An 11,397-nucleotide genomic window follows, 5' to 3' on the forward strand; every position below is an offset into this window, starting at 1 on the left:
CCGTGACCGACAGGGAACCGCCCCGCCGCAGGGTGCCCGGCCCCGCCAGGCCCGCCGAGCGCCCGCGCGCCGGGGCGCGGCCGGGACCCCGCCCGGGGCCCGGCGCCCGGCCGCGCCGCAGCCCCTCCGGGCCGGGGCCCAGGCTCCAGGGTCCGCGCACGATCCGGCTCGGCTCGCCGCGCCCGAGGCTCCGGCTCGTCGGGTTCACGATCACGCTGATCATGGCGGTCTTCGTGGTGCGGCTGCTCCAGATCCAGGCCGTCGACGCGGACTCCTTCACGACGGCCGCGCAGAAGAACCGCGTCGTCGTCCGCGAGATCGCCCCCGAGCGCGGCGCCGTGACCGACCGCAACGGGGTCGAACTCGCCACGAGCGTCGACGCCTACGACATCACCGCCGACCCCTCCATGTTCGGCCGCGAGCAGACCCACGTGAAGGACGCCCCCGAGCAGGCCGCGGCCCTTCTCGCGCCGATCCTCGGCAAGGACGAGGACAAGGTGGCCGCCCAGTTGCGCGGCACGGGCCGCTACGCGCTCCTCGCGACCCGGCAGACCCCGCAGGTCTGGACGCAGATCAAGGACCTCAAGAACGCCTTCCAGGAGAGGGCCACGAAGGACAGGCCCAGCATCCTCGCCGGGATCTTCCAGGAGCCGACGAGCAAACGCGTCTACCCCAACGGGGACCTCGCCGCCGGGATACTGGGCTGGGTCAACTCCGAGGGCAAGGGCGCGGGCGGCCTGGAGGCGCAGTACGAGACCTCGCTCGCGGGCACCCCGGGCGAGGTGCGCTACGCGCAGGCCGGGGGCCGCCAGGTCCCCACGGCGGGCGGCAGCGAGCACCCGGCCGTGGCCGGCACGGACGTCCAGCTCACCCTCAACCGCGACATCCAGTGGGCCGCGCAGCAGGCGATCACCGAACAGGTGAAGAAGTCCGAGGCCGACCGGGGCTACGTCGTCGTGCAGGACACCCGCACCGGCGAGATCCTCGCGCTCGCCAACGCGCCCGGCTTCGACCCCAACGACCTGAGCCACGCCGACATGGACGCGCTCGGCAACCCCGCCCTCCAGGACGCCTACGAACCCGGCTCCACCAGCAAGATCATGTCCATGGCCGCCGTCCTGGAGGAGAACAAGGCGACCCCGGGCACCCACGTCACCGTGCCGGGCGAACTGCGCCGCGGCGACCGCGTCTTCCACGACGACGTCGCCCACGGCACCTGGTACCTCACCCTCAACGGGGTGCTCGCCAAGTCCTCCAACATCGGCACCATCCTCGCCACCGGACAGCTCGGCAGGACGCAGGAGCAGGCGAACCGCGTCCTCTACTCCTACCTGCACAAATTCGGCATCGGCAGCCCCACCGGGCTGGGCTTCCCCGGCGAGACCTCCGGCATCCTCGCGCCGCCGGACAAGTGGAACACCTCGCAGCAGTACACGATTCCCTTCGGCCAGGGCCTGTCGATCAACGCGGTGCAGGCCGCCTCCGTCTACTCCACGATCGCCAACGGCGGCGTCCGCACCGCGCCCACCCTCGTCAGGGCGACCAGGGGCCCGGACGGCCGCTGGGCCCCCACGGACCCGGCGAAGAAGAACCGCGTCGTGAGCGACAAGACGGCCAAGACGCTCGCGGCCATGCTGGAGTCCGTCGTCGACGACAAGGAGGGGACCGGCACCTCCGCGCGCATCCCCGGCTACCGCGTCGCGGGCAAGACCGGGACGGCCAACCGGGTGGACCCGAAGACCGGGCTCTACCGCGGCTACACCGCCTCCTTCGCAGGCTTCGCGCCCGCCGACAAGCCCCGCGTGACCGTCTACTGCGCCATCCAGAACCCGACGAAGGGCGGCTACTTCGGCGGCCAGATCTGCGGCCCCATCTACAAGAGCGTCATGGAGTTCGCGCTGAAGACCCTCCAGGTCCCGCCCACCGGCGCCGCCCCCGCACGGCTCCCGACCACCTTCGAGCCCTGACCGGCCGAGCGCCGTACCCCGCGCACTCCCCGGAGACCCACCAGGAACCGCCCGTGACAACGATCACCCCCGATCCGGGGAACCCTCGCCGGCCCCCGGGAACCGACGGCGCGCCAGCCCGCGCCCACAGCCCCTCATTTCGCGGCGAGCCCATCCCGCCCGGTACGCTCACCGCCGTGCCACGCCCCGATCAGCCCCACACCCCCCGGGAGAACGGTCCCGTGACGTACCCCGGCCCCCCGCGCCCCGCCAAGACCGCGGCCACCCCGCTCGACGACCTCGCCGAAGAACTGGGGGTCGAGCCGCGCGGCGGCCACGGCCCCGCCCCCGCCGATGTCACCGGCATCACCCACGACTCCCGCGCCGTGCGGCCCGGCGACATCTACGCCGCCCTGCCGGGCGCCCGCTTCCACGGCGCAGACTTCGCCGCGCAGGCCGCCTCCCTCGGCGCCGTCGCCGCGCTCACCGACCCGGCGGGAGCCGAGCGCGTCCTCGCCGCCGGACTCCCCGTCCTCGTGGTCGGCGACCCGCGCGGCCGCATGGGGGCCCTCGCGGCGCGCATCTACGGCAACCCGGGCGACGACCTCCTCCAGATCGGCATCACCGGGACCTCGGGGAAGACCACCACCGCGTACCTCATGGAGGGCGGCCTGCGCGCCGCCGGGCACGCCACCGGGCTCATCGGCACCGTCGAGACCCGCATCGGCGACGAGCGCCTCAGGTCCGAGCGCACCACGCCCGAGGCCACCGACCTCCAGGCCCTCTTCGCCGTCATGCGCGAACGCGGCGTCGACGCCGTCGCCATGGAGGTCTCCAGCCACGCCCTCGTGCTCGGCCGGGTCGACGGCGTCGTCCACGACGTCGCCGTCTTCAACAACCTGAGCCCGGAGCACATGGAGTTCCACTCCGGCATGGAGGACTACTTCCAGGCCAAGGCCCAGCTCTTCACCCGGGCGCGCAGCCGCAGAGGCGTCGTCAACTACGACGACGAGTACGGCCGCAGGCTCATCACCGAGGCCGAGGTGCCGATCGTCACCTTCTCCGCCGAGGGCCACCCCGACGCCGACTGGCGCGCCGAGGACGTCGAGATCGGCCCCACCGACTCGACGTTCACCGTCGTCGGCCCCGACGGCTCCCGCTACCCGGCCCGCGCCCCGCTGCCCGGCGCCTTCAACGTCGCCAACACCCTCGCCGCCGTCGCGGCCCTCGCCGAGGCCGGGACGGACCCCCGCGTCGCCGCCGAGGGCATCGGGGCCGTCCCCGGGGTCCCCGGGCGCCTGGAGCGCGTCGACGAGGGACAGCCCTACCTCGCCGTCGTCGACTACGCGCACAAGACCGACGCCGTCGAATCGGTGCTCCGCTCGCTGCGCCGCGTCACCGAGGGCCGCGTGCACGTCGTGCTCGGCTGCGGCGGCGACCGCGACACCACCAAGCGCGGCCCGATGGGCGCCGCCGCCGCGCGCCTCGCCGACACCGCCGTACTCACCTCCGACAACCCGCGCTCCGAGGACCCGCTCGCGATCCTCGCCACGATGCTCGCCGGTGCCGCCGAGGTGCCCGTGCACGAGCGCGGGGACGTCCTCGTGGACGCCGACCGGGCGGCGGCCATCGCCGCCGTCGTCGCCCGCGCCGAGCCCGGGGACACCGTGCTCATCGCGGGCAAGGGTCACGAACAGGGCCAGGACGTCAACGGGGTCGTCCGTCCCTTCGACGACCGCGAGGTCCTCAAGGAAGCCATCCGCAAAGCCGCGGCCGCCCCGGCCGCGCAGCAGAAAAGCGTGGGATGAACCTGTGATCGCCCTCTCTCTCGCCGAGATCGCTGACATCGTCGGCGGGCGGACCCGCGACATACCGGACCCGGAGCTTCGCGTCACCGGTCCCGTCGTCACCGACTCCCGGGCCGTCGAGGACGGCGGCCTCTTCGTCGCCTTCGCCGGCGAACGCGTCGACGGGCACGACTACGCCGCGGGAGCCGTCGAGGCGGGCGCCGTCGCCGTCCTCGCGACCCGGCCCGTCGGTGTGCCCGCGATCGTCGTGGACGACGTCACGACGGCCCTCGGCGCCCTCGCCCGCTCCGTCGTGGAGCGCCTCGGCACCGCCGTGATCGCCATGACCGGCTCGGCGGGCAAGACGTCCACCAAGGACCTCATCGCCCAGCTCCTGAGCCGCCGCGGCCCCACCGTGTGGCCACCGGGCAACCTCAACAACGAGATCGGGCTCCCGCTGACCGCGCTGCGCGTCACCGAGGAGACCCGCCACCTCGTCCTGGAGATGGGCGCCCGCGGCGTCGGCCACATCCGCTACCTCACGAGCCTCACCCCGCCCTCCATCGGCATCGTCCTCAACGTCGGCTCCGCCCACATCGGCGAGTTCGGCGGCAAGGAGAAGATCGCCGAGGCCAAGGGCGAGATGGTCGAGGCCCTGCCCGCGTCCGGACTCGCCGTGCTCAACGCGGACGATCCGCTCGTACGCGGCATGGCACCCCGTACCCGGGCACGGGTCCTCCTCTTCGGCGAAGCGGACGATGCGGAAGTCCGGGCCGAGAACGTCACGCTTACGGACACCGGACGCCCCCGCTTCCTGCTGCGCACACCCACCGGGTGCGGCGAAGTGACCTTGCGCCTGTACGGTGAGCACCACGTGTCGAACGCGCTCGCCGCCGCAGCCGTCGCCCATGAGCTGGGCATGCCCGCCGAAGAGATCGCCCTTGGTCTCAGCGAGGCACGCTCCCTCTCCCGCTGGCGGATGGAGGTCACCGAGCGCCCGGACGGCGTGACGATCGTCAACGACGCCTACAACGCGAGCCCCGATTCCGTACGAGCCGCACTGCGCGCGCTCGTCGCGATGGGCTCGGCAGCCCGGGACAAGGGCGGCCGGACCTGGGCGGTGCTCGGGATGATGGCGGAACTCGGGGACGAATCGCTCGCCGCCCACGACGCCGTCGGACGGCTGGCCGTCCGGCTCAACGTGAGCAAGCTCGTCGCGGTCGGGGGCCAGGAGGCGGCCTGGCTGCGAATGGGCGCATACAACGAGGGTTCGTGGGGTGAGGAGTCGGTGCACGTGTCCGACACACAGGCGGCGATCGACCTGCTACGCGGGGAACTGCGACCGGGGGACGTCGTCCTGGTGAAGGCGTCCCGGGCGGCGGGCCTGGAGAAAGTCGCCCAGGCCCTCCTGGAAGGCGCCGGTGAGGGCGAGGCCGCCGCGCGATGAAGCAAATCCTCTTCGCGGGAGCGATCGGTCTCTTCCTGACCCTCATCGGCACCCCGTTGCTCATCAAGCTGCTCGCCCGCAAGGGCTACGGCCAGTTCATCCGTGACGACGGGCCGCGCGAGCACCACAGCAAGCGCGGCACGCCGACCATGGGTGGCATCGCCTTCATCCTCGCCACGCTCATCGCGTACTTCCTCACCAAGCTCATCACCGGCAGCCCGACCAGCTTCTCCGGGCTCCTGGTGCTGTTCCTGATGACGGGCATGGGCCTCGTCGGCTTCCTCGACGACTACATCAAGATCGTCAAACAGCGCTCGCTCGGCCTGCGCGCCAAGGCGAAGATGGCCGGACAGCTCATCGTCGGCATCGCCTTCGCCGTGCTCGCCCTGCAATTCGCCGACCAGCGCGGCAACACCCCGGCGTCCACGAAGCTCTCCTTCGTCACCGACTTCGGCTGGACCATCGGCCCGGTGCTCTTCGTGGTCTGGGCGCTCTTCATGATCCTGGCCATGTCCAACGGCGTGAACCTGACGGACGGTCTGGACGGCCTCGCCACCGGCGCCTCCGTCATGGTCTTCGGCGCCTACACCTTCATCGGTGTCTGGCAGTTCCAGGAGTCCTGCGCCAACGCGGCCACGCTCACCAACCCGGCCGCCTGCTTCGAGGTACGCGACCCGCTCGACCTCGCCGTCGTCGCCTCCGCCCTCATGGGCGCCTGCTTCGGCTTCCTGTGGTGGAACACCTCGCCCGCCAAGATCTTCATGGGCGACACCGGCTCGCTCGCCCTCGGCGGCGCCCTCGCGGGTCTCGCGATCTGCTCGCGCACCGAACTGCTCATCGCCCTCCTGGGCGGCCTGTTCGTGCTCATCACGCTCTCCGTCGTCATCCAGGTCGGCTCCTTCAAACTGACCCGCAGGCGCGTCTTCCGCATGGCACCGCTCCAGCACCACTTCGAACTCAAGGGCTGGTCGGAAGTCCTCGTCGTGGTCCGCTTCTGGATCATCCAGGGCATGTGCGTCATCGTCGGCCTGGGCCTCTTCTACGCGGGATGGGCGGCCGACAAGTGACCGCACCGGACTTCGCGGGCACCCGCGTCACCGTCGCCGGGCTCGGCGTCTCGGGGATGCCGGCCGCGCGCGTCCTCCACGCGCGCGGCGCGCTCGTCACCGCCGTCACCGACGCCGACGACGAGCGCGCCCGCGCCCAGGCCGAGGAACTGCGCGCCCTCGGCGTCACCGTCCGCCTCGGCGACGGGGCCACCCTCCCCGAGGGCACCGAACTCGTCGTCACCGCGCCCGGCTGGCAGCCGGACAAGCCGCTCTTCGCCGCCGCCGAGGCGGCCGGGGTCCCGGTCTGGGGCGACGTCGAACTCGCCTGGCGCCTGCGCGGCCCGGGCGCCGCGCCCTGGCTCGCCGTCACCGGCACCAACGGCAAGACGACGACGGTACGGATGCTCGCCGCGATCCTGGAGGCGGCGGGCCACCGCACCGCGGCCGTCGGCAACATCGGCGTCTCGCTCCTCGACGCGGTCCTCGCCGAGGAACCGTACGACGTCCTCGCGGTCGAGCTGTCGAGCTACCAGCTGCACTGGGCGCCCTCGGTACGGCCGCACTCCGCGGCCGTGCTCAACCTCGCGCCCGACCACCTCGACTGGCACGGCTCCATGGCCGCGTACGCCGCCGACAAGGGCCGCGTCTACGAGGGCAACACGGTCGCCTGCGTCTACAACAGCGCCGACCCGGCCACCGAGGAACTCGTGCGCGCCGCCGACGTGGAGGAGGGCTGCCGGGCCGTCGGCTTCACGCTCGGCACCCCCCGCCCCTCCGAACTCGGCGTCGTCGAGGGACTCCTCGTCGACCGCGCCTTCGTGCCCGACCGGGGCCAGCAGGCCCAGGAACTCGCCGAGGTCGCCGACGTGGACCCGCCGGCCCCGCACAACATCGCCAACGCCCTCGCCGCCGCCGCGCTCGCCCGCGCCTTCGGCGTCCCGGCCACGGCGGTGCGGGACGGCCTGCGCGCCTTCCGGCCCGACCCGCACCGCATCGAGCACGTCGCGACGATCGGGGGCGTCGCCTACGTCGACGACTCGAAGGCGACCAACACGCACGCCGCCGAAGCCTCGCTCGCCGCGTACGAACCGATCGTCTGGATCGCCGGAGGACTCGCGAAAGGCGCGTCCTTCGACGAACTGGTGCGAGGTGCCGCGAAACGCCTGCGGGCCGTCGTCCTCATGGGCCGCGACCGCGCGCTGATCCGCGAAGCCCTCGCGCGACACGCCCCGAACGTACCCGTGGTCGACCTCGACCGGGCCGACACTGGGGCGATGTCCGAAGCGGTGCGCGAGGCGGCCGGACTCGCCGAGAGCGGCGACACGGTCCTGCTCGCCCCGGCGTGCGCCTCGATGGACATGTTCACCAACTACAACGTGCGCGGCGATCTCTTCGCCGAGGCGGTCCGCGCACGCGCCACCGCTGCCGAAGGCGACTGAACCGGACCGGCCCGCCGCCGGGCCGGTCCGCGCCAGGACGACTGGAGGGGACAGCGACGATGGCCGCTGAGCGTACGGCCGAGGGCGGGCGGTACAGCTCCGCCCGCGTGCACCGCAGCCGCAGCCCGAGGGCGCCCCGTACGGGCCTCCCGCTGCGCGGCAGGACCTTCGCCGGGCGCCCGCGCGGCACGGGGAGCGGAGCGGGGGGCGGCGCGTCGCGTACGCCCCGCGCCCCGAGGGGCCCGCGCGGCAATCCGCTGCGCGGGCTCCCCGCCCGGCTCATGCGGGCCTGGGACCGGCCGCTGACCGCCTACTACGTGATCCTCGGCGCGAGCCTGCTGATCATCGTGCTGGGCCTCGTCATGGTCTACTCGGCCTCCGTCATCACGGCCCTCAACTACGGGCTCGGCGGCTCCTTCTTCTTCCGCAAGCAACTCGGCGCCGCCCTCCTCGGCGGCCTGCTCCTCGTCGCCGCGGCACGGATGCCGGTCAAGCTGCACCGCGCGCTCTCGTACCCGCTGCTCGTCGTGGCCATCATCACGATGGCCGCCGTGCCGCTCATCGGCGTCTCCGTGAACGGCAACAGGAACTGGATCAACCTCGGTTTCTTCCAGGTCCAGCCCTCCGAGTTCGGCAAGCTCGCGCTCGTCCTGTGGGGCGCCGACCTGCTCGCGCGCAAGAGCGAGAAGCGGCTGCTGAACCAGTGGAAGCACATGCTGGTGCCGCTCGTGCCCGTGACCTTCCTGCTGCTCGGGCTCATCATGCTCGGCTCGGACATGGGCACCGCGATGATCCTCACCGCGATCCTCTTCGGGCTCCTGTGGCTCGCGGGCGCGCCCACGCGGATGTTCGCCGGCGTGCTCGGCTTCGTCGGGCTGCTCGGTGTGATCCTCGTCAAGACGAGCGACAACCGCCTCGCCCGCTTCGCCTGCCTCGGCTCCACCGACGCCCACGCCTTCAACGACAAGTGCCAGCAAGGCGTGCACGGCCTCTACGCCCTCGCCTCCGGCGGCTTCTTCGGTTCGGGGCTCGGCGCGAGTGTGGAGAAATGGGGTGAACTCCCCGAAGCCCACACGGACTTCATCTTCGCCGTGCTCGGCGAGGAACTGGGCCTGGCGGGGACGCTGTCGGTGATCGCCCTCTTCACGGCTCTAGGCTATGCGGGTATCCGCGTGGCCGGACGCACGGAGGACCCCTTCGTGAGGTACGCCGCGGGAGCGGTCATCACCTGGATCACGGCACAGGCCGTGATCAACCTCGGTGCGGTGCTCGGTCTGCTGCCGATCGCCGGAGTGCCGCTGCCGCTGTTCTCCTACGGGGGCTCCTCGCTGCTGCCGACCATGTTCGCCATCGGGCTCCTCATCGCCTTCGCGCGCGACGAGCCCGCTGCGCGAGCGGCCCTCGCCCTGCGGGGGCCCGGCTTCGGCCGCAAGCGGTTCGCGGTGAGATGGAACACGATGAGACGGCGCGCCCCCGGGGCGCGTCCGTCCGGAGAGCGGTGAATTTCGGTGCATGTCGTACTCGCCGGCGGGGGGACCGCCGGCCACATCGAGCCGGCGCTCGCCCTCGCGGACGCCCTGCGCAGGCAGGACCCCACCGTGGGGATCACGGCTCTCGGCACGGAACGCGGCCTGGAGACCCGGCTCGTACCCGAGCGCGGCTATGAACTCGCCCTCATCCCCGCGGTCCCGCTGCCGCGCAAGCCGACCCCCGAGCTGATCACCGTGCCGGGACGGCTGCGCGGCACCATCAAGGCCGCCGAGCAGGTCATCGAGCGCACCAAGGCGGACTGCGTCATCGGCTTCGGCGGCTACGTGGCGCTGCCCGGCTACCTCGCGGCGAAGCGCACCGGCACCCCGATCGTCGTGCACGAGGCCAACGCGCGCCCCGGGCTGGCCAACAAGATCGGCTCGCGCTACGCCTCCGGCGTCGCCGTCTCGACCCCGGACAGCAAGCTGCGCGACGCCCGCTACATCGGCATCCCGCTGCGCCGCACCATCGCGACCCTGGACCGCGCCCGCGTGCGCCCCGAGGCCCGCGCCGCCTTCGGGCTGGACCAGAACCTGCCGACGCTCCTCGTCTCCGGCGGCTCCCAGGGCGCCCGCCACCTCAACGAGGTCGTGCAGCGGGTCGTGCCCCTGCTCCAGCGCTCCGGCATCCAGGTCCTGCACGCGGTCGGTCCCAAGAACGAGCTGCCACGCGCCGACAACATGCCCGGAATGCCGCCGTACATCCCGGTACCGTACGTGGACCGGATGGACCTCGCGTACGCCGCGGCCGACATGATGCTGTGCCGCGCGGGGGCGATGACCGTCGCCGAACTCTCCGCCGTGGGCCTGCCCGCCGCCTATGTCCCGCTGCCCATCGGCAACGGCGAACAGCGGCTCAACGCCCAGCCGGTGGTGAAGGCGGGGGGCGGACTCCTCGTGGACGACGCGGACCTGACGCCGGAGTGGGTGCAGTCCCAGATCATTCCGGTGCTCGCCGATCCGCACCGGCTCTACGAGATGTCGCGCGCCGCCGCCGAGTTCGGCCGCCGGGACGCCGACGAGCTGCTCGTCGGCATGGTGTACGAGGCGATCGCCGCACGCAGGAACCGCTGAGGGGCCCTGGAAGCCCCCGCATCACGAGGAGGCTGAGGGAGCGTGGCCGGAGCGAGGACCGCCCAGGGCGGCGAAGGACGTACCGGGGCCGAAGCGCCCCCTGACGCCGAGCGGTCCCCGGCCCCGCCCCCGCCCCCGCGCGGCCTGCCGGGACTCCGGTTCTGGCTCGTCGCCGGGGGCCTCGTGCTGCTCCTCGGCGGGGCGCTCTACCTGCTCTACGGCTCGCCGTGGCTCAGGCTGACACAGGTCGGCGTCACGGGGACCGAGGTGCTCACCCGGCGCGAAGTGGAACGGGCGGCGGCGGCCCCCGAGGGAAGCCCGCTCATTTCCGTGGACACCGACGCGCTCGAAGCGAATGCGCGCGCCCGGCTTCCCCGGATCGAATCCGTGGAAATCAACCGTTCCTGGCCGCACGGACTGCGCATCGCGATCACGGAGCGTAAACCGGTACTTGTGCGAGAAAAGGGCGGAAAATTCGACGAAGTGGACGCGCACGGCGTGCTTTTCGCCACGGTGGGCACTCCTCCGCGCGGTATTCCGCGCCTCGATCTCGACGCGTCCGGATCGCCCTCGTTGCACCGTTTCGGCACCGCGCGACTGCTGCGCGAGGCGGCCACCGTCGCGGCTCGCGTACCGTCGCCCGTGGTCAAGGACCTGGAAACGATCCGGATTCGCTCCTACGACGACGTGACCCTGCTGCTGCGGGACGGGCGCACGGTGGCGTGGGGGAGTGGTGAAAAAGGCGCGGCGAAGGCCCGCACGCTGACGGCCCTCATGAAAGCGGCGCCCAAGGCGAGGCACTTCGACGTCTCCGTCCCCGTCGCCCCGTCAGTTCGCTGATGTTGACGGTGAGTTGGCGAGGGATTGACCCTGAATTGGCCCGAAAAATCGCGGTACTGACCCCTGGTTGGGCATCGCCACGGCTGATCACATAGGGTGAAAAGAAAAACGGGAGGTTCGGCGTGTTCGTTGAACGCGTGCCACGTGTCGACTTAGTGTCCTGTTCGGAACAGTCAGCGAAGTCCCAGCAACAGACACACTGGTAACCCTCTCTCACTGGGGTAGGACACAGGGGAACTCTTACGGGAGTAACCCTGAACTTCAGGGTGAGGGTTCGGGTCGGCGC

General features: G+C 72.1%; 8 protein-coding genes. All 8 read left to right on the top strand.

The features are described 5' to 3' along the window. Positions 1 to 2 precede the first annotated feature (2 nt). The 8 genes from IF99_RS0102175 to IF99_RS0102210 are packed head-to-tail and all read left to right on the top strand — an operon-like array spanning position 3 to position 11,111. Positions 3 to 1,967 carry a peptidoglycan D,D-transpeptidase FtsI family protein gene (locus tag IF99_RS0102175; RefSeq protein WP_030994562.1) on the top strand — a complete coding sequence of 655 codons (1,965 nt, stop codon included), beginning with the start codon at positions 3 to 5 and terminating at the stop codon, positions 1,965 to 1,967. 53 nt (positions 1,968 to 2,020) lie between these two features. Beyond that, on the top strand, positions 2,021 to 3,754 hold the full coding sequence (locus IF99_RS0102180) for a UDP-N-acetylmuramoyl-L-alanyl-D-glutamate--2,6-diaminopimelate ligase (protein ID WP_078654953.1): 1,734 nt from the start codon (positions 2,021 to 2,023) through the stop codon (positions 3,752 to 3,754). Positions 3,755 to 3,758: 4 nt separating this feature from the next. Then, entirely contained in the window at positions 3,759 to 5,180 is a 1,422-nt protein-coding gene (locus IF99_RS0102185; protein WP_030994564.1) for a UDP-N-acetylmuramoyl-tripeptide--D-alanyl-D-alanine ligase, read from the top strand. Then, complete coding sequence (mraY, locus tag IF99_RS0102190) at positions 5,177 to 6,247, top strand: phospho-N-acetylmuramoyl-pentapeptide-transferase (RefSeq protein ID WP_009064394.1); 1,071 nt, start codon at positions 5,177 to 5,179, stop codon at positions 6,245 to 6,247. Before IF99_RS0102185 ends, mraY begins: the two co-directional genes overlap by 4 nt. After that, on the top strand, positions 6,229 to 7,668 hold the full coding sequence (gene murD, locus IF99_RS0102195; protein WP_199806438.1) for a UDP-N-acetylmuramoyl-L-alanine--D-glutamate ligase: 1,440 nt from the start codon (positions 6,229 to 6,231) through the stop codon (positions 7,666 to 7,668). The genes mraY and murD overlap by 19 nt, the downstream gene beginning before the upstream one ends. A 59-nt stretch (positions 7,669 to 7,727) precedes the next feature. Continuing rightward, a complete protein-coding gene (gene ftsW / locus IF99_RS0102200) occupies positions 7,728 to 9,170 on the top strand; it encodes a putative lipid II flippase FtsW (protein ID WP_030994566.1) in 1,443 nt (480 codons plus the stop codon). Between the two features lie 6 nt (positions 9,171 to 9,176). After that, positions 9,177 to 10,271: an undecaprenyldiphospho-muramoylpentapeptide beta-N-acetylglucosaminyltransferase gene (gene murG / locus IF99_RS0102205; RefSeq protein ID WP_030994567.1), complete on the top strand. Its 1,095-nt coding sequence runs from the start codon at positions 9,177 to 9,179 to the stop codon at positions 10,269 to 10,271. A gap of 42 nt (positions 10,272 to 10,313) precedes the next feature. Next, positions 10,314 to 11,111, top strand: coding sequence for a cell division protein FtsQ/DivIB (locus IF99_RS0102210; RefSeq protein ID WP_030994568.1), 798 nt, complete (start codon positions 10,314 to 10,316; stop codon positions 11,109 to 11,111). Positions 11,112 to 11,397 lie beyond the last annotated feature (286 nt).

Source organism: Streptomyces sp. NRRL F-5630 (genome assembly GCF_000719475.1).
Taxonomy (GTDB): domain Bacteria; phylum Actinomycetota; class Actinomycetes; order Streptomycetales; family Streptomycetaceae; genus Streptomyces.

Bases quoted from the DNA above. Each gene is read 5' to 3' on its own strand.
- mraY (WP_009064394.1), top strand. From the start codon at position 5,177: ATGAAGCAAATCCTCTTCGCGGGAGCGATCGGTCTCTTCCTGACCCTC.
- murD (WP_199806438.1), top strand. From the start codon at position 6,229: ATGGGCGGCCGACAAGTGACCGCACCGGACTTCGCGGGCACCCGCGTC.
- ftsW (WP_030994566.1), top strand. From the start codon at position 7,728: ATGGCCGCTGAGCGTACGGCCGAGGGCGGGCGGTACAGCTCCGCCCGC.